Origin of the sequence: Streptacidiphilus albus JL83, assembly GCF_000744705.1 — a bacterium.
GTDB classification, from domain to species: domain Bacteria; phylum Actinomycetota; class Actinomycetes; order Streptomycetales; family Streptomycetaceae; genus Streptacidiphilus; species Streptacidiphilus albus.
The window spans coordinates 8677686-8701585 of record NZ_JQML01000001.1 but is presented as its reverse complement, the minus strand read 5'-3'; the positions used below and the strand labels follow the sequence as shown (position 1 = coordinate 8701585).

At 73.5% G+C, this 23900-nt stretch carries 23 protein-coding genes; 15 read left to right on the top strand and 8 right to left on the bottom strand.

The window, feature by feature from the left end:
- Positions 1 to 138 precede the first annotated feature (138 nt).
- Positions 139 to 777, top strand: coding sequence for a TetR/AcrR family transcriptional regulator (locus BS75_RS37850; RefSeq protein ID WP_231608011.1), 639 nt, complete (start codon positions 139 to 141; stop codon positions 775 to 777).
- Here BS75_RS37850 and BS75_RS37845 read toward each other — a convergent pair.
- Both BS75_RS37845 and BS75_RS45245 read right to left on the bottom strand, forming a co-directional pair.
- Positions 755 to 1978 carry an epoxide hydrolase family protein gene (locus BS75_RS37845; protein WP_034091458.1) on the bottom strand — a complete coding sequence of 408 codons (1224 nt, stop codon included), beginning with the start codon at positions 1976 to 1978 and terminating at the stop codon, positions 755 to 757. The genes BS75_RS37850 and BS75_RS37845 overlap by 23 nt on opposite strands.
- A 29-nt stretch (positions 1979 to 2007) precedes the next feature.
- On the bottom strand, positions 2008 to 2700 hold the full coding sequence (locus BS75_RS45245) for a C40 family peptidase (RefSeq protein WP_052070200.1): 693 nt from the start codon (positions 2698 to 2700) through the stop codon (positions 2008 to 2010).
- A gap of 164 nt (positions 2701 to 2864) precedes the next feature.
- Here BS75_RS45245 and BS75_RS37835 point away from each other — a divergent pair, with 164 nt between their 5' ends.
- Positions 2865 to 3050 (top strand): hypothetical protein, encoded by a 186-nt coding sequence (locus tag BS75_RS37835; protein WP_034091457.1) that lies wholly within the window; start codon positions 2865 to 2867, stop codon positions 3048 to 3050.
- Here BS75_RS37835 and BS75_RS37830 read toward each other — a convergent pair.
- Positions 3017 to 3724 carry an SDR family NAD(P)-dependent oxidoreductase gene (locus tag BS75_RS37830; protein ID WP_034091456.1) on the bottom strand — a complete coding sequence of 236 codons (708 nt, stop codon included), beginning with the start codon at positions 3722 to 3724 and terminating at the stop codon, positions 3017 to 3019. The two genes, BS75_RS37835 and BS75_RS37830, sit on opposite strands and share 34 nt — an antisense overlap.
- 102 nt (positions 3725 to 3826) lie before the next feature.
- On the opposite strand from BS75_RS37830, the gene BS75_RS37825 reads away from it, so the two are divergent.
- The 3 genes from BS75_RS37825 (at position 3827) to BS75_RS37815 (ending at position 5802) form a co-directional block, all read left to right on the top strand.
- A complete protein-coding gene (locus tag BS75_RS37825) occupies positions 3827 to 4666 on the top strand; it encodes a helix-turn-helix transcriptional regulator (protein ID WP_034091455.1) in 840 nt (279 codons plus the stop codon).
- 72 nt (positions 4667 to 4738) lie between these two features.
- Positions 4739 to 5185, top strand: a complete 447-nt coding sequence (locus tag BS75_RS37820; RefSeq protein ID WP_034091454.1) for a MarR family winged helix-turn-helix transcriptional regulator — start codon at positions 4739 to 4741, stop codon at positions 5183 to 5185.
- A gap of 50 nt (positions 5186 to 5235) precedes the next feature.
- Positions 5236 to 5802 (top strand): isochorismatase family cysteine hydrolase, encoded by a 567-nt coding sequence (locus tag BS75_RS37815; protein ID WP_034091453.1) that lies wholly within the window; start codon positions 5236 to 5238, stop codon positions 5800 to 5802.
- 120 nt (positions 5803 to 5922) lie between these two features.
- On the opposite strand, the gene fusA is transcribed toward BS75_RS37815, so the two are convergent.
- On the bottom strand, positions 5923 to 8061 hold the full coding sequence (gene fusA / locus BS75_RS37810) for an elongation factor G (protein ID WP_034091452.1): 2139 nt from the start codon (positions 8059 to 8061) through the stop codon (positions 5923 to 5925).
- 189 nt (positions 8062 to 8250) lie between these two features.
- Here fusA and BS75_RS37805 point away from each other — a divergent pair, with 189 nt between their 5' ends.
- Complete coding sequence (locus tag BS75_RS37805) at positions 8251 to 9204, top strand: YhjD/YihY/BrkB family envelope integrity protein (protein ID WP_063776589.1); 954 nt, start codon at positions 8251 to 8253, stop codon at positions 9202 to 9204.
- Between the two features lie 21 nt (positions 9205 to 9225).
- Here the strand turns inward: BS75_RS37805 and BS75_RS37800 are convergent, their stop codons facing one another.
- The gene (locus tag BS75_RS37800; protein WP_042440831.1) at positions 9226 to 10518 is read right to left on the bottom strand and encodes a hypothetical protein; all 1293 of its coding nucleotides are present in this window, start codon (positions 10516 to 10518) and stop codon (positions 9226 to 9228) included.
- A gap of 224 nt (positions 10519 to 10742) precedes the next feature.
- Here BS75_RS37800 and BS75_RS37795 point away from each other — a divergent pair, with 224 nt between their 5' ends.
- Complete coding sequence (locus tag BS75_RS37795; RefSeq protein WP_034091451.1) at positions 10743 to 11231, top strand: DUF1269 domain-containing protein; 489 nt, start codon at positions 10743 to 10745, stop codon at positions 11229 to 11231.
- A gap of 38 nt (positions 11232 to 11269) precedes the next feature.
- Here BS75_RS37795 and BS75_RS48810 read toward each other — a convergent pair whose 3' ends face one another.
- The gene (locus BS75_RS48810; RefSeq protein ID WP_156164328.1) at positions 11270 to 11413 is read right to left on the bottom strand and encodes a hypothetical protein; all 144 of its coding nucleotides are present in this window, start codon (positions 11411 to 11413) and stop codon (positions 11270 to 11272) included.
- Positions 11414 to 11646: 233 nt separating this feature from the next.
- Between BS75_RS48810 and BS75_RS37790 the strand changes: the two genes are divergently transcribed.
- Together BS75_RS37790 and BS75_RS37785 are read left to right on the top strand one after the other, a co-directional pair.
- A complete protein-coding gene (locus BS75_RS37790) occupies positions 11647 to 12207 on the top strand; it encodes a dihydrofolate reductase family protein (protein WP_331281460.1) in 561 nt (186 codons plus the stop codon).
- A 63-nt stretch (positions 12208 to 12270) separates the two neighbouring features.
- Positions 12271 to 13638 (top strand): CoA transferase, encoded by a 1368-nt coding sequence (locus BS75_RS37785; RefSeq protein WP_081983019.1) that lies wholly within the window; start codon positions 12271 to 12273, stop codon positions 13636 to 13638.
- Positions 13639 to 13703: 65 nt separating this feature from the next.
- Here BS75_RS37785 and BS75_RS37780 read toward each other — a convergent pair whose 3' ends face one another.
- On the bottom strand, positions 13704 to 15332 hold the full coding sequence (locus BS75_RS37780; RefSeq protein ID WP_042440829.1) for a phytoene desaturase family protein: 1629 nt from the start codon (positions 15330 to 15332) through the stop codon (positions 13704 to 13706).
- A gap of 118 nt (positions 15333 to 15450) precedes the next feature.
- On the opposite strand from BS75_RS37780, the gene BS75_RS45240 reads away from it, so the two are divergent.
- From BS75_RS45240 to BS75_RS37760, 4 genes are all read left to right on the top strand, one after another.
- Positions 15451 to 16200, top strand: a complete 750-nt coding sequence (locus tag BS75_RS45240; RefSeq protein WP_052070199.1) for a mechanosensitive ion channel family protein — start codon at positions 15451 to 15453, stop codon at positions 16198 to 16200.
- A 206-nt stretch (positions 16201 to 16406) separates the two neighbouring features.
- Positions 16407 to 16730: a MiAMP1 family antimicrobial peptide gene (locus BS75_RS37770; protein WP_081983017.1), complete on the top strand. Its 324-nt coding sequence runs from the start codon at positions 16407 to 16409 to the stop codon at positions 16728 to 16730.
- Between the two features lie 353 nt (positions 16731 to 17083).
- Positions 17084 to 18346 (top strand): threonine--tRNA ligase, encoded by a 1263-nt coding sequence (thrS, locus tag BS75_RS37765; RefSeq protein WP_081983462.1) that lies wholly within the window; start codon positions 17084 to 17086, stop codon positions 18344 to 18346.
- 406 nt (positions 18347 to 18752) lie between these two features.
- Positions 18753 to 20102 carry a ricin-type beta-trefoil lectin domain protein gene (locus BS75_RS37760; RefSeq protein WP_042440881.1) on the top strand — a complete coding sequence of 450 codons (1350 nt, stop codon included), beginning with the start codon at positions 18753 to 18755 and terminating at the stop codon, positions 20100 to 20102.
- A gap of 27 nt (positions 20103 to 20129) precedes the next feature.
- On the opposite strand, the gene BS75_RS37755 is transcribed toward BS75_RS37760, so the two are convergent.
- The gene (locus BS75_RS37755; RefSeq protein WP_042440883.1) at positions 20130 to 21209 is read right to left on the bottom strand and encodes an enoyl-CoA hydratase/isomerase family protein; all 1080 of its coding nucleotides are present in this window, start codon (positions 21207 to 21209) and stop codon (positions 20130 to 20132) included.
- A 234-nt stretch (positions 21210 to 21443) separates the two neighbouring features.
- Between BS75_RS37755 and BS75_RS37750 the strand changes: the two genes are divergently transcribed.
- Complete coding sequence (locus BS75_RS37750; RefSeq protein ID WP_034091447.1) at positions 21444 to 22070, top strand: hypothetical protein; 627 nt, start codon at positions 21444 to 21446, stop codon at positions 22068 to 22070.
- A 470-nt stretch (positions 22071 to 22540) separates the two neighbouring features.
- The gene (locus BS75_RS37745) at positions 22541 to 23752 is read left to right on the top strand and encodes an esterase/lipase family protein (protein ID WP_034091446.1); all 1212 of its coding nucleotides are present in this window, start codon (positions 22541 to 22543) and stop codon (positions 23750 to 23752) included.
- Positions 23753 to 23900 lie beyond the last annotated feature (148 nt).

The window sequence follows — 23900 nt, the reverse complement described above, 5'->3', positions numbered from 1 at the left end:
CGGTCGCCCGCAAGCTGCTCCGGGCCGGGCCCTGACTCCCGGCCCGGAGCTTTCACCGTCCGGCCCAGGACCGCGAACGGTGTTGAACGGAGACTCAGGACTACGGCCGGATTCCCGTCGAACGCATGGGGGATACTGTTGAACGAGCAGACAGGAAACCTGGGCCGGGAGGGCGCCGTGGCGGCGAAGAAGGGCGGCGGCCGGGAGGCCCGCCGGGCCGAACTCGGCGCGGCGGTGCAGCGCGCGCTGCTGGTGCGCGGGCTGGAGGGGCTGCGGCTGCGCGACATCGCCGAGGAGGCCGGGGTCACCCCGGCCGCCGTGCTCTACTACGGCGACCTCGACAGCCTGGTCCACGAGACCTACCAGCAGGCCATCGAGCGCTACAGCCAGGAGCGCGAGCAGGCCGCCGACCGCTTCACCGAGGCCCCCGACAAGCTCCGGGCCTGCATCGACCACGGCGTCGCCAGCGGCCCCGACGACGCGCTCACCCGGCTGCTCTTCGAGTACTGGCCGCGCTGCCTGCGCGACGCCAAGGCGGCCGCGCTCGACAGCGCGCTGACCGAGCGCCAGATCGCGGTCTACTCGGCGATCCTGGTGCTGGGGCAGGCCCAGGGCCACTTCGTGCTGCAGGACCCGCACCGGCTGCTCGCCGCCAGCTTCGTCGCCATGGAGGACGGCTACCAGATGGAGGTCCTGGCCGGCCGCCGCACCCGCGGCGAGGTGATCACCGCGCTCCACGCCTACGCCCGCGCGGTCACCGGCCACGCCCTGTCCTGAGCGCGGACTCCGCGCCGCGCAGCTGCCGGAAGAAGCTCCGGACGTCGTCGACCAGCAGGTCGGGCTCCTCCATCGCGGCGAAGTGGCCGCCGCGGTCGTACTCCGTCCACCGGACGATGTTGTTGGTGCGCTCGGCGAGGTGGCGCAGGACGATGAAGTTCTCCTCCGGGAACGACGCCAGCGCGGTGGGGGCCTGCGAGGGCTCGGTCGGCGCGCCCCAGTAGTCCGCATGGGCGCGTTCGTAGTACAGCCGCGCGGAGGAGCCGGCCGTCCCGGTCAGCCAGTACAGCATCACGTTGGTGAGCAGGTGGTCGCGGTCGACGGCGTCCTCCGGCCGCTCGCCCGAGTCGGTCCACTCCTTGAACTTCTCGGCGATCCAGGCCAGTTGTCCGACCGGTGAATCGGTGAGGGCGTAGGCGAGGGTCTGCGGACGGGTGGACTGGAGGTCGGCGTAGCCCTGCCGGTCACGGGTCCAGGCACGGGTGCGCTCCCAGGACGCCCGAGTGCGTTCGCGCTCGGCCGGGTCGAGTCCGGCGAGCTCCTGCTCGGTCGGTTCGCTCGCCGCCGCGGCTCCGGGGATCAGGTTCAGGTGGACGCCGATCACCCGCTCGGGGTGGACCCGGCCGAGCTCCCGGGAGATGGCCGAGCCCCAGTCGCCGCCCTGGGCCCCGTAGCGCGGATACCCCAGCCGCCGCATCAGCTCGGCGAAGGCCCCGGCGACCCGGCGGTACTCCCATCCCGTCTCCCGCGTGGGTCCGGAGAAGCCGAAGCCCGGGATGCTCGGCAGCACCAGGTGGAACGCGTCGGCGGGGTCGCCGCCGTGCGCCCGGGGGTCGGTGAGCGGGCCGACGATGTGCTCGAACTCGACGATCGAGCCGGGCCAGCCGTGCGTGACGAGCAGCGGGGTGGCGTCCGGCTCCGGGGAGCGGACATGGGCGAAGTGGACGTCGGCGCCGTCGATCGTGGTCATGAACTGCGGCCACTCGTTCAGCCGGGCCTCGGCGGCGCGCCAGTCGTAGCCGTGCCGCCAGTAGTGCGCCAGCTCCCGCAGATAGTCGCGCGGCACGCCGTAGGCCCAGCCGACACCGGGCAGTTCGTCCGGCCACCGGGTGCGGTCCAGGCGTTGGTGCAGGTCCTCCAGGTCGGCGGTCGGGATCGCGATGCGGAACGGTCGGATGCCCTCATCGGCCAAGGTCGTCATACCGGAGCAGCTTAGGCGTCCGGCGCCGTTCAAGATCCAGTATTTGGCCCGGCGGCGAGGTCCCCGGCACCGGGAATCGCTGCCCAGCCGGTCGGCGTCCGCTCCGCAGCGGCGGGGTCGGGGCGCGCGGCGGCGACCAACTGCGGTCCCCAGACCGGGTTGTCGGCGACGTCGGGGAGGATGGTGACCACGGTGCCGGTGTGTTCGGCGTGGATCATGGCGCCGCCTCCGACGTAGATGCCGACATGGTGGATCGGACCGCCGGGGTGCGCGAAGAACAGCAGGTCGCCGGGGATGATCCGGTCCAGCGGCACCCGTCGGCCGGCCAGGAGCTGGTCCGGGCTGTGGTGCGGCAGCAGCACCCGGCCGCCGGTGCCCTGGAACCAGGAGTAGAGCGCCAGTCCGCTGCAGTCGAAGCCGACCGTGTGGTCGCCCTGGCAGACTCCGTCCAGATAGCCGTTGACCCCGTCGCAGAACCCCAGGGTGGGCCCCTGTCCGTTGCCGCCGCCCCAGGCATAGGGGGTGCCCGCCCAGCTCAGCGCGGCCAGGACCACCCGCTGCCCCACCGCGCGCTCCGCCGGGGTGGGGTCGGCCGGACCGGCCAGTGCCCTCGTGCAGGACGCGGGGTCCACCAGGACGAGGAGCGCCAGGAACAGCGCCCGCAGCAGGAGCCGCCGTCGGGGACGGTGACCGGGACGGAGGGGCAGCAGAGTGGAGGCCATACCTGTATCTGAGCGAGGGCGCGCGCCCCGGGGGCGGATGGAGCCGTTCGTGGGCGCGGCGACGGGTGCGGCCGTTCGCGGCGCCCGATCGTCCGCTGCGCCGAATTCCCTTAGCGGAAAGCCGAGTTCACAGGTAGTGCCCCTTCACTCGAACGAGTGAAAGAGTGTCTGCCCCGCTCGCCGGGGGCGACGCCCCTCGGAGCGCCACCACCACCCTGCGGCTGCACCCCGACGGGCGCATCGACCTGCACCGCCACGGGGCCCAGGACCGGCCGTACCCCGGCGCCGAGGGGTATCTCGACCACATCCGCACCACCTACCAGGGCAGCGGGCCCTCGACGTCGAAGTAGCCCCCGGTGGGGCCGTCCGGACCGATCTGCGCCATCCGGACGATGATCTCGGCGCCTTCCGCGACGGTCTGCGTCCCGGTGTTCCCGTTCAGGTCGGTCGCGGTGTAGCCGGGCTCGACCGCGTTGATCCGGATGCCCGGGAACGCCTTCGCGAACTGCACGGTGACCATGTTGACCGCGGTCTTCGAGGCCGGATAGGCGACCCCCGGGTAGGCGTAGGTCGGGGTGCCCGGCTCGCTCACCCGGGTGAGCGACGCCAGCCCGCTGCTGACGTTGACCACGACCGGGGCGGCGGACCGCTGCAGCAGCGGCAGGAACGCGTGGACGACCTCGACCATCCCGAAGACATTGGTCTCGAAGACGGTGCGCATCGCCGCCGCGGTCACCTCGGCGGCGCCGATGACGCCGTTGCCCCCCGAGCGGCCCTCGATCCCGGCGTTGTTGACCAGGACGTCCAGTCCGCCCTCGGCCTCGACGGTCTTCGCCGCCGCAGCGACGGACGCCGGGTCGGTGACGTCGATCACGATCGCCCGCGCGCCCACTTCCTCGGCGGCGCGGCGGCCCCGTTCGGCGTCCCGGCTGCCCAGGTAGACGGTGTGGCCTGCGGCGACGAGCCGACGGGCGGTCTCGCGGCCGAGGCCCTTGTTGGCTCCGGTGATGAGTGTTCGTGTCATGGCCCAAGCCTCCGTCAGATCGGCGGGGTCAGCCAGGGCATCCCCCTTCCTGGGACTGCCGGTACCAGGCTGCTCCGCGAGCGCTGCGGCAGACTGGTGGCCATGGCGACGGCGGAGTTCGGCAGGGCGGTGCGCCGCTGGCGGGACCGGTGCCCGCCGGACGCGGCCGGGCTCCCGGCCGGCGGGCACCGGCGCGCCCCCGGGCTGCGCCGCGAGGAGCTGGGCCTGCTGGCCGGGATCTCCGTGGACTACGTCACCCGCCTCGAACAGGGCCGGGCCGCCCACCCGTCGGCGCAGGTCGTCGAGGCACTGGCCCGGGCACTGCGGCTGTCGGGGGCCGAGCGCACCCACCTGTTCCGACTGGCCGGACTCGCGCCCCCGGGTCCGGAGACCGTCCCTGGACACATCACCCCGAGCGTCCAGCGGCTGCTCGACCGGCTGGTCGGCACTCCGGCCGCGGTCTACGACGCCTCCTGGACGCTGCTGCTGGCCAATCCGCTGTACGGGGCGCTGATGGGCGACCCGTCCGGTCGGCGCGGCCACCAGCGGAACGGGGTCTGGCGGAACTTCCTCGGCCCGGCCGGCCGGGTCCGGCAGACGCCGGAGGAACGGCGCAGGTTCGAGGCCGCGCTGGTCGCGGACCTCCGCGCGGTGGCCGGGCGCTACCCGGACGACCTGCGGCTCGCCCGGCTGGTCGCGGAACTGCGCTCCGGCAGCGAGCGGTTCGCCCGGCTCTGGGACGGCGGCGCGGTCGGCCGACCGGAGTCCGCGCGGAAGACGATCGACCACCCGCAGCTGGGGCCGCTGGTGCTGGACTGCGACATGCTCACGGTGGAGGGCAGCGACCTGCACCTCCTGGTCTACACGGCCGAGCCCGGCACCGAGGACGCCGAGCGGCTGGCCCTGCTCACCGTCCTCGGCACCCAGTCCCTGGTCGGCTGAGCCCCCACCGGGCGTCCGCGGTATCAGACAGCCAACTGCACAGTTGGCTGTCCTGACCGGTAGGCTGCCCCCGTGAACGAGCAACCGCCGACGACCGACGCCGCCGCGCTCGCGTCCGATCTCCGGGTGGTGCTCGGTCGGCTGGTCCGCAGACTGCGCGAGCAGACCGAGGGCAGCGACCTCACCCGCTCGCAGTCCTCGGTGCTGGCCCGGCTGGAGCGCGAAGGCGCGGCGACGGCGACCGCCCTCGCCCGTGCCGAGGGCGTCCGTCCGCAGTCGATGGCGAAGATCGTCGCGGTGCTGGAGGAGGCCGGCCTCATCAGCGGCTCCCCGGACCCGCGCGACGGCCGGAAGAACGTCCTGAGCCTGACCGAGACGGCCCGCGAGCAGTTCCGCAGCGGGCGGTTGGCCAAGGAGGACTGGCTGACCCGCGCGATCGCGGCCGGGCTCTCCCCCGAGGAGACCGACCGGCTCGCCCAGTGCACGGAACTGCTGGAACGGCTGACCCGAACCCCCTGACCGGCGCGCCGCCCGTGCCCGGCGCCCCCATCCCGCAGCAAGGACTCCGCATGACCGTCACCACGCTCGACCCCACCTCCGCACTGATCGTCGTCGACCTCCAGCAGGGGATCGTCGGACTGCCGCTCGCCCATCCGGTCGCCGGGGTGGTCGAGCGCTCGGCCGCGCTGCTCACGGCGTTCCGCGACCGGGGCCTGCCGGTGGTGCTGGTCAATGTGGCGGGCTCGCCCGCCGGGCGGACCGACCGCGGCGCCATGGGCGGGGCCCGCAGCTTCGCCGAGGGCTGGACCGACCTGATCCCGGAGCTGGCGCAGCAGCCCGAGGACATCCTGGTCACCAAGCGCGCCCGCAGCGCCTTCACCGGCACCGGGCTGACGGAGCGGCTGCGGGCGCTCGGCGTGACCCAGGTGGTGGTCACCGGCATCGCCACGGCCAGCGGCGTCGAGTCGACCGCCCGGGACGCCCATGAACAGGGCTTCCATGTGACCCTGCCGGTGGACGCGATGACCGACTCGACCCTCGCCTCGCACGAGCACAGCATTGCGCAGAGCTTCCCCCGCATCGCCGAGACCGGCACCACCCAGGACGTCCTCGACGCCCTGGCCGCGCAGGGCTGACCGGAGCCCTCCCCGACGGCAGCCGGGGCCGAGGGAAAGGGCCCGCCGCCCCCGCCGAGCGGGGGCGGCGGGCCCGGCCGTCCGGTGCCTGCCGCTACCGGGCCGCACCGCCGACTGAAGTTATCGGCCGGCGCAGCCGGACCTGGCGACGACCTCCTCCGCCAGGGTGCGCGGCACCTCGGCGTAGGAGTCGAACCGCATGGAGTAGGACGCCCGGCCCGACGTCCGGCCACGCAGGTCGCCGACATAGCCGAACATCTCCGACAGCGGCACCAGAGCCTGCACCACCCGTGCGCCGCGCTGCTCCGCCATCGCCTGGATCCGGCCGCGCCGGGCGTTGAGGTCGCCGATGACCTCGCCGACGTAGTCCTCCGGCGTGGTGACCTCGACCGCCATCACCGGCTCCAGCAGCACCGGACCGGCCCGGCGCGCCGCCTCCTTGAAGGCCTGCGCACCGGCGATCCGGAACGCCAGGTCGGAGGAGTCGACGGTGTGGTAGTCGCCGTCGAGCAGGGTGACCCGCACGCCGGTGGTCCCGAAGCCGGCCAGCACGCCCGACTTCATGGCGTCCTGCACGCCCGCGTCCACCGAGGGGATGTACTCCTTGGGGATGCGGCCGCCGGCGACCCGGTTCACGAACTCGTACGAGGCTGCGCCCTCCTCCCCGGTGAGCGGTTCGATCGCGATCTGCACCTTGGCGTACTGCCCGGTGCCTCCGTTCTGCTTGCGGTGGGTGACGTCGACCCGCTCGACGGCCCGGCGGACCGTCTCCCGGTAGGCGACCTGCGGTCGGCCGACGTTGGCGGCGACGCCGAACTCGCGCTCCATCCGGTCGACCAGGATGTCGAGATGGAGCTCGCCCATCCCGCCGATGACCGTCTGGCCGCTCTCGGCGTCCGTCTCGACCTGGAAGGAGGGGTCCTCCTCGGCCAGCCGGGCGATGGCCTCGCCCAGCTTCTCCTGGTCGCCCTTGGTCAGCGGCTCGATCGCGACCCGGATCACCGGGGCCGGGAAGTCCATGGACTCCAGCACCACCGGGGCCGCCGGATCGCACAGGGTCTCCCCGGTGCCGGTCGCCTTCAGCCCCATGACGGCGACGATGTCGCCGGCGCCGGCCTCCGCGATCTCCTCCCGCCGGTTCGCGTGCATCCGGTAGACCTTGCCGATCCGCTCCTTCCGTCCGGTGACCGAGTTCAGCACCGAGGCGCCGGCCGCCAGTCGGCCCGAGTAGACCCGGACGAAGGTCAGCCGGCCGAGGTGCCGGTCGCTCGCGATCTTGAACGCCAGCACGGAGAGCGGCTCGCTCCCGGTCGGCCGCCGCAGCACCTCCGTCTCCGGGTCGCCGACGGCGTGACCGGCGACGGCCTCGACGTCCAGCGGGGAGGGGAGGTAGCGGACCACCGCGTCGAGCAGCGGCTGCACCCCCTTGTTGCGGTAGGCGCTGCCGCAGAGGACGGGCGTGACCGTGGTCCCGCCACGACGGCCGGACGCGATGGTGACGCGCCGGATCGCGGCGTGCAGCTGCTCCTCGTCGGGCTCGTGGCCCGCGAGGAAGCGCAGCATGGCCTCCTCGTCCTGCTCGGCGACGGTCTCGACCAGCCGGGTGCGCCACTCCGCCGCCGACTCCGCATGCGTCGCCGGTATCTCGACGTCCGCGTACATCCCGCCGAGTTCGGCCTCGGCGGACCAGACCAGCGCCCGCATCCGGACCAGGTCGACGACGCCGGTGAAGCCGCCCTCGACGCCGATCGGCAGCTGGAGGACGAGCGGCACCGCGCCCAGGCGGTCCACGATCATCTCCACGCAGCGCAGGAAGTCGGCGCCGGTCCGGTCGAGCTTGTTGACGAAGCAGATCCTCGGCACCCGGTAGCGGTCGGCCTGCCGCCAGACCGTCTCGGACTGGGGCTCGACCCCCGCCACTCCGTCGAAGACCGTCACCGCCCCGTCCAGCACCCGCAGGCAGCGCTCGACCTCGACGGTGAAGTCGACGTGGCCGGGCGTGTCGATGATGTTGACGACGGTGTCGGCCCCCGCCAGCGGCCAGTGGCAGGTGGTCGCGGCCGAGGTGATGGTGATGCCGCGCTCCTTCTCCTGCGGCATCCAGTCCATGGCCGTGGTTCCCTCGTGGACCTCGCCGATCCGGTGCGAGACGCCGGTGTAGAAGAGGATGCGCTCCGTGGTCGTGGTCTTGCCCGCGTCGATGTGCGCCATGATCCCGATATTGCGGATCCGATCGAGCGCAAGTGCAGTGGCAGCCATGGGAGTTCATCTTTCTCGTGGATTGCTGGCGATTGCCGGCCAAGAGAGATCATGCGCCCTGACGACGGCTCGGCACGACCGGTTTTCCACCGCTCCGAGGTCCCGCGACCGGCCGTACCCGGGTCGCGGTACCCGGTCGGCTGGACTTGACTGGCACTGGCCCCGCCCGCTGTCCGACCGGAGGAACCGATGGCACGGATGGCACCGCGCACCGTCGCCGCCGGGCTGGGCGAGCGGGCCCGGGCCGCCTCCGCCCGCGCCCGGCTCCGGTTCGACCGGAGCCGCCGGGCCGCCGAGCACCGCTTCCCGGTGCTGGTCGAACTGACCACCAGGCTGCTGTCGGCCAACCTGCTCGACGCCGGCACCCGGCTGGCCGCCCAGGCCTTCCTCACCTCCGTGCCGCTGCTGTTCGTCTTCGCCTCCTTCGCCCCGGACTGGCTGCGCTCCCAGCTCCAGGCGTCCCTGCGGGCCGTGTTCGGGCTCGCCGGCAGCCCGGACCAGCAACTGCAGCAGGTCCTCGGCGGCGAACGCACCGAGTTGCAGGAGACCACCGGGGCCGTCGGCGTGATCATGGTGCTGCTCTCGGCCACCAGCTTCAGCCGGGCCATGTCCCGCGTCTGCGAACGCGCCTGGCAGCTGCCCAAGTCCGCCGCCAGGGTCGCCGCCTGGCGCTGGATCATCTGGCTGTTCGCGCTGCTGCTGGTGCTGGTCCTCCAGGGCCCGCTGCGGGACGGCTTCGGTGCGGGCAGCTGGCTGGGGCTGCCGCTGACCTTCCTGGCCGGCACGGCCTCGGCCTGGTGGACCCAGCACCTGCTGCTCGCCTCCCGGGTCCGCTGGCTGCCGCTGCTGCCCGGAGCGGTGCTGACCTCGGCGGCGATCACCGCGATCACGGTGACGGCCCGGCTGTACATGCCGAGGACGCTCAGCAAGGCGCTGGCCGACTACGGCTCGCTCGGGGCGGTGCTCACGATGCTGTCCTGGCTGATCGCCCTCTGCGCGACCGCCACCTTCACCATCACCATCGGCGCGGTGCTCGCCCAGGGCCCGCCGCTCGACCGCCTTCTCGGCACCGACGCCGAACCGGTGGCGGGGGGCGCGGCGGACGGCCGCCCCGGGGAGGGCGAGCGGGCGCTGCGCGCCTGAGCCCGGCGGCAGCGGCCGGGCTCAGGCCGGCCCGACCGGCGGCGCCGGGTCGCCGCCGGGACCGGCCAGGAAGTCGATCACCGTCACCGCGAACAGCGCCGCCAGCACCAGGCCGACCACCACCCAGCCGGTCGGGTACGACCACAGCGCCAGGGTCAGCGCCGCCGCCGCGACCACCAACCAGACCAGCGGGGCACGGAAGCGCGCCACCCAGGGTCCGACCGGTCCGAGGCCCGGTCCGGCCTGCTCGACGACGTCCCGCAGGGCGTACGGACCGGAGCGCCAGACCGCGCGGACCTGGCCAGCCCTGACGCCCGGTCCGCTCAGCCAGGCGCCCAGCGCGACCGCCACGCCCAGCACCCCGACCGTCCGCACCGCGACCCGGAGGAAGCGGAGCAGGGTGTCGTAGATGTCCCCGGCCGCGGCCTGCGAGACGTCCGCGGGCAGCCGGTCCAGGTAGAGGGCGCGCAGCACGGTCAGCGCCAGGCCGAGGACCAGCACGGCGAACGCCGCGCCGAGCGCCGCCGCGACCAGCGCCCGGCGCCGCCGCGCGGCGAGCAGCACCCCGGCGGCGGCGAGCAGCACCGCGACCACCGGGAGCCAGTCGCCGGCCAGCTGCAGCAGCCGGAATCCGGTCTTCGCCCTGCCGATGCCGTCGGCGTCGAGGACCGTGATCGAGGTGTGGATCTCCGGGATCTTCCCGGCGACGGACAGTCCGCTGCTGACCAGCCGCTGTTTGACCTGGTCGATCAGCGGGGCGAGGTCGATCACCACGGAGTCGTCGGTGAGGTCGACCACTCCCCCGCCCTTGCCGGTGAGCGCCTTGACCAGACCGGTGTGGATCTGCCGGTTGGCTGCGGTCCAGAAGGTCCGGAACCAGGAGCTGGAGACCACGGCCTGGGTCTGCCGCTGGACCAGGCTGCCGAGGGCGCTGTCGATCGGGCCGCCGAGCAGGCCCAGGGCCTTCGAGAGGGCCGGCCGGTCGCCCGGCGCGACCTGCTCGATCAGCGACTGGACGTCCAGGTGCCGGCTGACGGCGGCCGAGGCACGGGCGGAGACCGCCTGCTGCACCGCCGGGGAGGAGGCCAGCGGCGCGACCGTCGCCACATAGCGGTCGGTGTCCCCGGCGATGCTCGCCAGCCAGACCGAGGCGACGCTCAGCGGGGCGAGCACGCAGCCCGCGGTGATCAGCACGGCCGAGAGGAAGGAGCGCAGCCGGTGGCGCGGGACGCGGGCCCCGGCCTGCGCCGCGGCCGCCGCCCGGAGCCGGTCGAGCTCGGCGTGTTCGTCCTCGGACAGCGGGTTCCCCGGCACGCGACCTCCTGGCGCAGCGACAGCGACCGGGCCGACCCGGTGCCTTCGAGTGGATCACGCGGCTCCCTCGCCCGCCCCCGGGCCGCCGGGCCGCGCCCGGCCGGGCGCGGCGGTCCGCGCCGTCCGCGTCGTCCGTTCGGCCCAGGTGACGGTCTGTGCGTTCGCGCGGCGGCGGTGCATGGCGTGGGCTGGAGGGGCACCTGCCACCCGATCGCGGAGGAACCATGTCCACGCTCACCGTTTGGAAGTTCCCCGAGGCCGACAGCGCCCAGGAGGCGCTGGAGACCCTGGAGGACCTGCAGAAGCAGCAACTGATCACGGTCCACGACGGCGCCGTCGTCAGCTGGCCGGAGGGGGCGAAGAAGCCGAAGACCCGTCAGCTCAGCAATATGACCGGGATCGGCGCCCTCGGCGGGGCCTTCTGGGGCATGCTCTTCGGGCTGATCTTCTTCATCCCGCTGTTCGGCCTGGCCATCGGCGCCGCTGCCGGCGCGCTGGGCGGGGCGCTGAGCGACGCCGGGATCGACGACTCCTTCATCGACCAGGTGAAGCAGAAGGTGACACCGGGCACCTCGGCGCTCTTCCTGCTCACCTCGGACGTCGTGGTGGACAAGGTGGTGCCGGCGGTCGAGGGGCTGAAGGGCGAGCTGATCCACACCAACCTCTCCGACGCCCAGGAGCACAAGCTCCGCGAGGCCTTCCACGAGGAGTAGCACCGACCGGCCACCGGAGAGGACGGGATGACGGACACTCAGCACGGCGCGACCGCGCGCACCGCCGCCGTCTGGGGTGCGGCGGTGCTGCTGCTGACCGCGGTGATCGCGCTGGTGGTCGCGCTCTGCTTCGCGCTGCGCGCGGCCGTCGTCCCGGTCCTGCTCGCGCTGCTGATCAGCACCCTGCTCGATCCCCTGCACCGGCGGCTGCGCGGGTGGGGCCTCCCGGCGCAAGGACCGGGCCGAGGCGGCCGTGCCGTGAGCCGCACGGGCGCCGACGGCGAACCGGTCGCCTCCGGCACGGCTCGATCGGCGCCGGCTGCGGGGATACTGCTTGCCAACCACCTGCCAACCGCCCGGCCGGAGACCGGCCCTGACGACAGCGAGGCCCGCGATGCGAAAGATCGTCCTCTCCATGTCGGTGTCCCTGGACGGCTATGTCGAGGGACCGGGGCGCGAGATCGACTGGCACGTGATCGACGACGAACTGCACCAGTACATCAACGACCGGCTCGGCGCCATGGGCGCCTTCCTGTGCGGCCGGGTCACCCACCAGCTGATGGCCGACTACTGGCCCACCGCCGACGCCGAGCCGGGGAACAGCGGGCCCACGGTCGAGTTCGCGGGGATCTGGCGGAGCACCCCCAAGATCGTCTTCTCGCGGACCATGGACGACCGGGCCGAGTGGAACACCACGGTCATGCGCCGGGTGGACCTGGACGAGATCACGGCGCTGAAGCAGCAGCCCGGAGGCGACCTCGCGCTCAGCGGCGCCGACCTCGCCGCGTCCTTCCGGGCACTGGGCCTGGTCGACGAGTACCGGATCTACGTGCACCCGGTCCTCATCGGCCGGGGCAAGCCGCTGTTCGCGCCCACGGACGCCAAGGCCGACCTCCGGCTGGTCGAGAACCGGACCTTCCGCAGCGGCGTCGTCATGCTGCACTACCGGCGGGCCGAGCGCTCGGCCGACGAGTGAGCGCTCGGGTCGGCGGACCGCCCCGGTGGCCGGACTCCCCGGGTCCGGGCCCAGAATGGTGTCATGACGTGGACTGACGACAAGGCGACCAGCGACGCCTGGGCGGCCCTCGGGGGCCGGGAGGACCTGCTCCGGAGCCTCTCCTACCGGGCGGTCGCGGGCGTGCTCCCGGCCCGGCTGCCGGTACGGGAGCTGGCGCGGGCCACCGTGGGCGTCTGCTCGCTCGCGGCCGCCGAACTGCTGGCCCGGCGCAACGGCGTCCCGGTCCCGGCGGTGACGGTCGACGAAGGGGCCGTGGCCACGGCCTTCGTGAGCGAGCGGCACCTGCGGATCGACGACCGGGCCCCGACCGGCTTCGCACCGCTGTCCGGGTTCTGGCCCACCGCCGACGGCTGGGTCCGCACCCACGCCAACTACCCGCACCACCGCGCCCGGCTGCTCCGCGCCCTGGGAATCGCCGACACCGGCGACGACCGGGCCCTGCGGCCGCTCCTCGCCGAGGAGTTGGCCGCCCGCCCGGCCCTGTGGGTACAGGAGGCGGTCTGCGCGGCGGGCGGCCTGGCCGTCGCGCTCGCGCGGGAGACCGCCGCCCCGGTCCGCCCGCTGCTGGAGCGCACCGTGGTCGGCGCCGCCGCGCCACGGGTGCTGCCCGCCGCGACGCTCCCGGCCGAGGGCGTCCGGGTGCTGGACCTGACCCGGGTGATCGCCGGGCCGGTCGCCACCCGTACCCTCGCCCAGCTGGGGGCGGACGTCCTGCGGGTGGACTCGCCGAGGCTGCCGGAGGACCCGGACGCCCACGCCGACACCGGCATGGGCAAGCGCTCGACCCTGCTCGACCTCGCCGAGGCCGCGGACCGCCGGACCTTCGAGGAGCTGCTGGACTCGGCCGACGTGGTCGTCACCGGCTACCGGCCGGGGTCGCTCGACCACTACGGACTGGCCCCGGACGCCCTGTTGGCGCGTCGGCCGGGGCTGGTCGTGGCCCAGCTGCAGGCCTGGGACCCGGCCGGCCCCTGGGCCGGACGGCGCGGCTTCGACAGCCTGGTCCAGGCCGCGACCGGCATCGCCGTCGTCGAGGGCGGGGAGGACGGCCGTCCCGGCGTCCTGCCGGCCCAGGCGCTGGACCACGGGACCGGCTACCTGCTCGCCGCCGCCGTGCTGCGATCCCTGACGGAGCGGCAGGTCGAGGGCGGCGGCAGGCTGCTGGGCCTGTCACTGGCGGCCACGGCCTCCTGGCTGCTGCACGGGATCCGGCCGGCGCCGACCGGGTCCACCGCCGTCCCGTACGATCCGGAGCCCTGGCTGACCGAGGCCGACTCGCCGTACGGGAAGCTCCGGTACGCCCTGCCGCCGGTCCACTACGCCGGGGCGCCCGCCGACTGGCGCCGGACGCCCACCCGTTGGGGCAGCGACCTGCCGCGCTGGTCCTGACCCGGCCCGGGCGCGGGCCGGGCCCGTCGACGGCCGCGCCGCCACCGGCCGGGCGCTCCGGCGCCTCACCGGCCGAGCGCCGCCATCGCGGCGTTGTGTCCGGGGATGCCGCTGACGCCGCCGCCGCGCACCGCTCCCGCGCCGCAGAGCAGGACGTTGGCGCGGCTGGTGGCCACGCCCCAGCGCGCGCCCGGGCCTGCTGCCTCCTCCTCCGCCGCCGCGAAGGGGAAGGCCAGGTCGCGGTGGAAGATGTTGCCGCCGGGCAGGCCCAGATCGCGTTCCAGGTCGAGCGGGCTGCGGGCCTCGATGCAGGGCCGGCCGTCGGCGTCCAGCGCCAGGCAGTCCACCAACGGCTCGGCCAGGACGCCGTCGAGTCCGGCGACGACGGCGGCGAGTGCCGCGGCCCGCACCGCGTCGTGGTCCGGGCCGGCGAACAGCCGGGCAGGCAGGTGCAGTCCGAAGAGGGTGAGGGTCTGGTAGCCCTGCTCACGCAGCTCCGGGCCGAGGATGGACGGGTCGGTGAGCGAGTGGCAGTAGATCTCCGAGGGCGCGACCGGGGGCACCGAGCCGCTCGCTGCCTCCCGGTACGCGGTCTCCAACTCCCGGTAGGACTCGGCGATGTGGAAGGTCCCGGCGAAGGCGGAACGCGGGTCGACCGCGCGGTCGCGGAGCCGGGGCAGCCGGGTGAGCAGCATGTTCACCTTGAGCTGCGAGCCCTCCGGCGCCGGTCCTGACGGTTCGTCACCGAGTAGCGCGGCCAGGGTGGTCGGCGCGGCATTGCACAGGACCTGGTCGGCGCCGACGGTCTGCTCCCTCCCACCCGGCCCCTGGAAGAGCACTTCGGCACGGGTCCCGTCCGACTGGATGGACGTCACCTCGCACTCCGTCAGGATCTCGACGCCCGCCGCCCGCGCGGTGGCGGCCAGGGCGTCGGTGAGCGCGCCCATGCCGCCCACCGGGACGTCCCAGTCACCGGTGCCGTTGCCGATGACGTGGTAGAGGAAGCAGCGGTTCTGGCGCAGCGAGGGGTCGTGGGCGTGGGTGAAGGTCCCGATCAGGGCGTCGGTGAGGACCACGCCCCGGACCAGGTCGTCGGCGAAGGCCGCCTCGACCGCCTCGCCGAGCGGACGCTCGAACAGGGCCTCCCAGGCCGCGTCGTCGGCGACCCGTCGACGCAGCTCGGCCCGGGTGGGCAGCGGCTCGGTCAGGGTCGGGAAGACCGCCCCGGCCACGCGGGCGGTGCGCCCGTAGAACTCCCGCCAGGCGTCGAACTCGCGGTCCGAGCCGGTGAGCCGACGGAAGGCGGCGGCGGTGGCCGCCCCGTCGCCGTTGTCGACCAGCAGTCCGGTCGGCCGACCGTCACGCTGGGTGGGGGTGTAGGAGGAGATCCGGCGGCGGCGCAGCTCCACCCCGAGCCCCAGCTCGGCCATGATCTTCCGGGGCAGCAGGCTGACCAGGTAGGAGTAGCGCGACAGCCGGGCGTCCACGCCGGTGAACGCCCGGGTGGAGACGGCCGCGCCGCCGGTGTGCCCGAGCCGTTCCAGCAGCAGCACGCTGCGTCCGGCCCGGGCCAGGTAGGCGGCGGCGACGAGTCCGTTGTGCCCGCCGCCGACGACCACCGCGTCGTAGCGGGTACGGGCGGTGGCGGTGCCGCGGGCGGTCGAGCGGGCGGTGGCGGCGCGGTGGTCACTCATGGCCCCCGTCCTACCAGCCCGGGCCCCGGACCGCGAGAGGGTCCGCAGGGATCCGCCGCCGCACCGGAACCGGCCGCCGGTGCCGACACCGCACAGCCGGGGCTGGAAGGATGCGGGCGTGGACAGCAATGAGGAGCACGCCCCGGACCGACCCGCGCCCGCGCCGGTCGGCGCACGCCGCCGCATCCGTACCCGCAAGGCGGTGGTGACCACGACGCTGGCGCTGGCCGGGCTGTTCGTGTCGACCTACTACGGCGGGCTGCTCGGCGGCTCCGCCAGCCACCACCGGGTCGCGGACCGGGCGATCGCGGCCGGCAGCGCGCTGGTCTTCCTGGTCTTCGCGCTGATCGCGGTGCGCGGGGCGACGGACGACCTGGTCTCGCTGGTCCCCAGCCGCTTCGGCGACACCCGGGTCACCACGCTGCGGGTCCTGTGCCTGCTCACCGGCTACGCGATGGTGGTGCTGGGCGCGCTCAGCCTGCTGCACGTGCCCTGGAGCCGGCTGATCCTGGGCGGCGCGCTCACCGGAGTGATCGTGGGGATCGCCGCCCAGCCCGTGCTGGGCAACATCTTCGCGGGGCTGGTGCTGCTCACCGCGCGACCGTTCCACGTCGGCCAGGACGTCGCCGTCCAGGCCGGCGCCCTGGGCGGCCGGATCTCCGGCAACGTGGTCGACATGACCCTGCTCTTCGTCGAGCTCCGCACCGCCGAGGGCACGGTCCTGCTGCCCAACACGGCCGTGCTCAATGCGGCGATCCTCCCCGACCCCGGCTCCGCGCCGGCCCCGCAGCCGCCGACCCCGCAGCCGCCGGCGGCGCCCGCGCCCGGGGCGCCGCCGGCCGCCGGCCCGATCGCCCCGCAGCACTGACTCAATTCCGTCCGATCACCCGCCGATAGGACATGACGATCGCGCCGGAGGTTTCGTCACTCAATGGAGTGATATTTCGCCGGGCGGAACCGGGCACTGTTCCCGCCTGGATAGGCTGTGCACGTCGGATCAAATGAACCGAATTCACGGCCGCTCGGGAATCCTTGTTCAGGCGAATACCGACGGCATGACGAAAGGACGACTCCATGCGTATGTTCGGGCACCGGAGACTGCTCGCCGTCGGGGCGATCGCCGCCGCCGTGGTCATGGGTTCGCAGGCGGCTGCCTTCGCCAGCGACTTCATCGCCTACCCCGGTCCCGGCTACAGCGGCCAGGCCATCGACCTCAGCGCCTGCGGCTACAACCGCATTCCGCACGGGTACAACGGCTCCTACGTCTTCCAGTACACCGGCCAGACCGCCGACGCCTACAACAACCCCGACGCGTCGGGGGTCGCGGCGTTCCGGTTCACCGGTGACGCCCAGCAGGACACCCCGTACGGCTGGCAGAGCGTCTGGATCCAGTGCTGATTGCCGACGCCATTTCCCACGGAATTCTCCCGCCGCCCCCAGGACTTCTCTCCCCGGCCCTGGTGCGCAGCGAGGAACAGAATTTCCGCAGGAAATTCCGGGGCCACTGAACGCGATGGGCGGTGCGCGGAAATTCGGATTCCCCGCACCGCTTCCCGCCCGCCGCCCCACCCGTCCCGGGTCGGCCGGCCTGCCCCGGCCCGGGCGGAATAAGGGCGTGCGGGCCGCACGCGGTCCCTGCTACGGTCTGCGCCATGAAGCGCGCCGGCATGACGACGACGCCGGAGAGTGTCCCGGCGCGCTGAGCGATGTCCTAGCCAGAAGCCCCGGGGCGAGTGCCCCGGGGCTTCTGCTTGCGGTCACTCGTCCACGACCGCGAGGAGACCCCGATGCCCGACCACCGCAGACTCGGACGCGAGCTGAACCTGTTCGACACCGACCCGCTGATCGGCGCCGGACTGCCGTACTGGCTGCCGGACGGCGCCGTCGTCCGGCACACCCTTGAGGAGTACATCCGCGAGGTGGAGCGGCTGGCCGGCTACCGGCACGTCTACTCGCCGGTCATCGGGAAGCGCGAGCTCTACGAGATCTCCGGGCACTGGTCGCACTACAGCGAGGACATGTTCCCGCCGATGGACCTGGGCGGCGAGCAGGTCGTCCTGCGGCCGAGCCTCTGCCCGCACCACGCGGTGATCTACCGCTCCCGTGCCCACAGCTACCGCGAGCTGCCGCTGCGGATGGCCGAGCTGGGCGGCATGTACCGGTCCGAACTCTCCGGCGTGCTGGGCGGGCTGACCAGGGTGCGGGCCATCCAACTGAACGACGCGCACATCTTCTGCACCCTGGACCAGGTCGCGGCGGAGGCCGGGGCCGCCCTGGAGCTGATCGGGCGCGCCTACCGGGCGCTCGGCATCGAGCCGACCCGCTACCGGCTCTCGCTGCCGGGAGCGGGCGGCAAGTACGTCGCCGCCCCGGAGCTGTGGCGGCGCTCGACCGCCCTGCTGACCGAGGTGCTCGACAGCTCCGGCCTGCCCTACGAGGCGGCCGAGGGCGAGGCCGCCTTCTACGGCCCCAAGATCGACGTCCAGGTCACCGACCACGGCGGACGGGAGTCGACCCTGTCGACCGTCCAGGTCGACTTCCACCAGCCCGAGCAGTTCGACCTGCACTACATCGGGGCCGACGGCGCCAAGCACCGGCCGGTGATGGTCCACCGCAGCATCATCGGCAGCGTCGAGCGGGCCGTCGCCCACCTCATCGAGCAGCACGGCGGCGCCTTCCCGGCCTGGCTGGCCCCGACCCAGCTGGCCGTGCTGCCGGTCTCCGAGGACGAACTCCCGCAGGCCGAGGCGCTGGTGGACCGCTGCGTCCGGGCCGGGCTGCGGGCGGAGCTGGGCGGACCGGAGCGCGGCACCCTGGGCGCACGGATCCGGGAGGCCAGGCTGGCGCCCTACCAGGCGGTGATCGGCGCCAGGGAGGCCGCCGCCGGAACCGTCGCGCTGCGGCTGCGCGACGGCCGCCGACCGGAGCCGCTACCGGCCGACGAGCTGCTCGCCCGGATCGCCGGCCTGGTCGCCGCGCGCAGCACCGAGCTCTGGGCCCCGGCGCCGGCCTGACGGAGCGCGGGCCGCCGGGGCCGCCGGAGGCCCGCACTCCGAACATTGGTCCAGACCCTTGACGTGCCCATGGACTTGGACTTCAATCACGTCTTGAAGAAAGGCGGGTGCCGGAGCCAGGTAGGGCTCAACTTCTTGAACACAGCCACGACTTCACGATGCCCACCGTGCACCTCCGGGCATCCCCGAGGCCGGGTGGCAGCCCGGCGCGTCACCGCCGTACCCCAACGGCGGTGACCTGCGCCGGCTCCGCTCCGGAACCGCGCCGTCCCGCCCCGCGTCCACCCCGTCGCGGGTGGGACGGCGCCACCCGCCGCCCGATCCGCCGCCGAACGGCGGCCGGCACAGCCGACACACCCCCTGAACGACCCCCACCGGGCGCTGACGCCCCTTCAGGAGGACAGCCATGCAGCACACCCCACGCTGGAAGCGGCCACTGACCGCCGTACTTCTCCCCGCGGCCGCCCTCGCCCTCTCCCTCGGCGGGACCGCGACCGCCGCCCACGCGGCCGGCGCCGCGTTCCCGGCCCACTACGCCGCGCCCTACCTGCAGATCTCCGGCAGCGACGCCGGGGACCTGGCGGCGGACATGAGCGCCACCGGCCTCAAGGACTACACCCTCGCCTTCCTGATCCCGCAGTCCGGCTGTACCCCGGAGTGGGAGGACGACGGCTCGGGGGTCGGCGCCTTCTCCTCGCAGATCAGCGCGCTGCAGGCGGCCGGCGGCAATGTCATCATCTCCTTCGGCGGCGCCGACGGCGGCGAGCTGGCGCAGACCTGCACCTCGGTCTCCGCGCTGACCGCCGCCTACCTGAACGTGGTCAACACCTACGGCGTCACCCGGCTGGACTTCGACATCGAGGGCGGCGTCCTCGGCGACTCGGCCTCCAACACCCGCCGCGACCAGGCACTCGCGGCGCTCCAGGCGGAGGACCCGGCGGTCCAGGTGGACTACACCCTGGCCGTCGCGCCCAACGGGCTGCCCTCCGAGGAGCTCGGGGTGCTCCAGGACGCCCAGAACCAGGGCGTCAAGGTCACCGTGGTGAACCTGATGACGATGGACTTCGGCAACGGCCAGAACGCGCTGGCCGACGCCGAGTCCGCCGCCCAGGACACGGCCGGGCAGTTGGAGAGCCTCTACGGCATCTCCGCCTCCGCCGCCTACGGCCGGATGGGGCTCACCCCGATAGCCGGACAGAACGACGACAACGAGGTCTTCTCCCAGGCCAACGCCTCCACCCTGGAGAGCTTCGCCGCCGCCGACGGCGTCGCCGAGCTGTCCTTCTGGGAGGTGGACGGCTACGACAAGCCGGTCGGCTACGCCTACTCGAAGATCTTCAACCAGATCACCGGCGGCAGCTCCGGCGGCGGTTCGACCACCGGGCCGATCACCGGCTACGAGGGGCTGTGCGTGGACGACCGCTCCGCCTCCACCGCCGACTTCAACCCGGTGCAGGTCTACACCTGCAACGGCACCGCCGCCCAGCAGTGGACGGTCGCCTCCGGCAACACCCTCCAGGTCCTCGGCAAGTGCCTGGACGTCGACGCGGCCGGCACCACCGACGGCACCACCGTCGACCTCTACGACTGCAACGGCACCGGCGCCCAGGTCTGGGTCCCCCAGTCCGACGGCGCCCTGCTCAACCCCAACTCCGGCAAGTGCCTGGACGACACCAACTGGTCCACCACCCCCGGCACCCAGCTCCAGATCTGGGACTGCAGCGGCAACGCCAACCAGCAGTGGAAGCTGCCCTGATCCCCACGCAGCGACGCCGACGGGCCGTCAGCCGAACAGCGGCCGACGGTCCGTCGGCGCGAAGTGCCGCTCCACCTCGGCCGCGCCCACCTCGGCCAGGGCCGAGGGCGACCAGCGCGGCGTCCGGTCCTTGTCCACCACCTGCGCGCGGACGCCCTCGACCAGGTCGGGACCGGCCAGCATCGCGCAGGAGACCCGGAACTCCTGCTCCAGCACCGCCGCCAGCGTCGGCAGCTCCCGGGCCCGGCGCAGCGCCGCGAGGGTGACCTTCAGCGAGGTCGGCGACTTTCCGGCGATGGTCTCGGCCGCCTCCTTCGCCTCCTGGACGCCGCTGGCGAGCAGCCGCTCGACGATCTCCTCGACCGTGTCGGCGGCGTAGCAGCCGTCGATCCACTCGCGCTGCTCGGCCAGCCTGCCCTCCGGCGCGGTCGCGCTGCGGTCGCGCACCGCCTCGGCGGCCTCCGTCGCGGCCAGCGCGGCGGCGAGTCCGGGCAGGTCCTCGGCCGGGACGAAGGCGTCGGCCAGGCCGCAGAGGATCGCGTCGGCCGCGCCGACCGGAGCGGCGGTGAGGGCGAGGTGGGTGCCGAGTTCGCCCGGCGCGCGGGAGAGCAGGTAGGTCCCGCCGACGTCGGGGACGAAGCCGATGGTGGTCTCCGGCATGGCCACGGCCGAGCGCTCGGTGACCACCCGCACGCTGCCGTGGGCGGAGATGCCGACGCCGCCGCCCATGACGATGCCGTCCATCAGTGCCACATACGGCTTCGCCTCGCGTCCGAACCGGGCGATCCGGGCGTTGAGGCGGTACTCCTCGCGCCAGAAGGTGCGGCTGGCCGCTCCGCCGCCGGCCAGTACGTCCGCCCGGATGGCCCGGACGTCGCCGCCGGCGCACAGCCCGCGCTCCCCCGCGCCGCTGATGACCACGGCGCGGACCGCCGGGTCGTGCTCCCAGGCGTCCAGGGCGCGGTCGATGCCCCGGACCATGCCGAGGTCGAGCGCGTTGAGCGCCCGGGGCCGGTTCAGGACGATCCGGCCCACGTGTCCGTCGCGGTGCAGCAGCACCGTCTCCTCGGCCGGGTCGGTGCCGACGGCGGTGCTGGGCTCACCCATGTGCGTGCTGCTTCCTCTCGGGGCTGCGGACGGGCCGGACGCGGGCGCGTCGGGACTCCGGTGCGGCCCCTACCGTACGCCCCGGTTTTCCGCTCCCCTGTGTACGCTCGACCCGGGCACCCACGCCCGGTCCGGGCAGGGACGCCCCTTCCCGTCGGCGCGGGTGATCGTTAGAATTCGCTTTCCATCCGCCACGGGCGGTCCAAAGCCTCGGCGGAATCAGGAGCGGGCGCGATGCGCAAGCAAGGTTTGATATTTCAGCTCATCGTCATCGCCTGCACCGTGGTGTGCATCGCGGGCGGGGTCACCGTCAGCCAGACGCCGGTCGGGTTCCTGCTCGGCACGGCGGTCGGGGTGCTGCTCAACCTGCTGATCAAGGCCGCGCTCCCGGCGCGCCTGCTGCCCGGGCTGAACGGCGCGCAGCTGTCCGCCGGGCAGCGCCAGGGGCCGCTCCAGCGGCTGGTCGTCGCGGCGAAGGTCGGACGGCCGGCCACCCCCGAGGGCGACCTCGCCGAGCTGGCCCAGGGGCGGTCGGTGTTCGTCCGCGCCTACCGCAAGGTGGAGCAGGGCGGTCAGCTCTGCTCGCTGGTGCTGACGCCCGGCGCGGACGGCCGGATCGACGTCTCCCGGACCGGAACCCGCTCCCGGATGGAGATCCTGCCGATCCACGGCCCGTACCAGGTCCGCGACGCCGCCGGCGACACGGTGACCAACCCGGTGGCGCTGCGCTTCGGCTACCGCGAACCGGTGCTGCTCAAGTCGGGCAGCGCCAAGCAGGTCTTCTGGCTCCGCCCCACGGACGCGGCGCTGCTGCGCCTGGCCTTCCCGGCCACCACGTCCGGCGCCCGCATCGCCAAGTGACGTCCTCCCCGTCGTCGCTCGCCGCGTTCCGAACCGTCGCGCCGCGCTGCCCCAAAGACCGAACCTAGCGCAGAAACTGACGGCTCCGCAGCGGCCTCCCGGTAGATTGGCCGTATCCCGACGAGCCGCTCCGGGGCGACCTGCTCCGTGTACGCACCCCTTCACCTGCGCCGGGGCCGCCGCCGGGCGCGGACCGGCCCTCCGCGCTCCCGGCGGTCGGCGCCGCCCCGCACACCCCGGCGTCCGCCCTCCGCCGTGGCCGGTCCCGCACATGCAGCTGGCATAAGCCCAGTTGGCACGGTCGGAGCCGGCACGAGCGGCACCGCGGCGCCGCCGCGAGCGGGCGGCTCCGGCGCAGCCGTTTCCAGCCTTACCGCAACTGTTCGCATTCATTCGATTGCTATGCGTCGCCAACTGACTACGGTCGATTCCAGGCAAGCACGTGAGACCTTCGGGAAGGAACATCACGAATGTCTGGATTTGCGGTATCCCCGTTCGGCCAGATCCAGCGGGTCGCGGTGGGCGACCAGCCGGAAGTGCCCCCGGCCGGGAAGACCTGGAACCTCGACGGCGACCGGGGGTGGGGCTGGATCTACTACTCCGACGGCGCGATCAACGGCACGCTCCGGCGCCCGATCATCCTCTCCGACGGCTTCTCGCTCGGCGAGAGCGACCGGGTCGAGCTCTACCAGGGCCTGAACTTCGGCCAGTACGCCCTGATCAGCCAGCTCCAGCAGCGCGGCTTCGACGTCATCATCGTCGGCTACCGCGACCGTTCCGCCTCGATCCTGGACAACACCAGGGTGGTGACCGAGTGCATCATGCGGGCCATCCAGGAGCGCGAGGGCTCCACCCCGCTGGTGGTCGGCGGCTTCAGCATGGGCGGCATCGTCACCCGCTACGCACTGGCCAAGCTGGAGTCCGACGGCGTCGACCACGAGACCTCGCACTACATCTCCTACGACGCCCCGCACCGGGGCGCCTGGATCCCGATCAGCCTCCAGTCCTTCGCCTACTACGTGGAGATCGCCAACGGCAACCTGGTCCAGCTGATCAAGAGCCCGGCTGCCCGGCAGATGCTCTGGCGCCAGAAGAACGGCCCCTACCAGGCGCCGGCCGAGCACCCGGACCGGCGGGAGTTCCTCCGGCAGCTGGAGCTGGTCGGCTGGTGGCCGCTGCGCCCGTACAAGATCGGCGTCGCCAACGGGCGCGGCGACGGTGAGGGCAACGGCTTCCCGCCCGGCGAGGTCGCGCTGCGGGTGACCGGCGGGATCTACAAGACCACCGAGCTGTACCTCCAGGGCGACGGCCCGGACCGGCTGGTGGCCTACCTGAAGGCGCCGATCATCAACGCCACCCGGGTCTACACCCAGAACTACCCCGAGCTGGACAGCGCCCCGGGCGGGACGCTGGACTCCTTCGGCATCGCGGCCGACGCGCTGAACAGCGCCAACCAGCCGACCGAGGCCCCGCACCCGAGCATCAACTTCATCCCCACCGTCAGCGCGCTGGCCGTGGACGGCGCCGACATCGGCGTCCAGGCCGACCTCGACCTGCCGGCCAACAACCTCTCCGACCGGATCGAGCTCGACGCCTTCCGGGCCTCGTCGGCCAACACCGGCCACACCGAGATCACCCGTGAGCTGTGCGAGTGGATCCTGGAGCAGCTGCCGCGCAAGTAGCCGCTGCGCAGCCGGCGGCCGCGCAGCGCCGCGCGCAGCGGAGGGTCGGGACCGGCGCCGGTCCCGACCCTCCCGGGCCTTCCGGGCCTTCCAGGCCTTCCGGGCCTTCCGGGCCCTCCGCCCCTCCCGGGCCCTCCGGAGCGGGCGG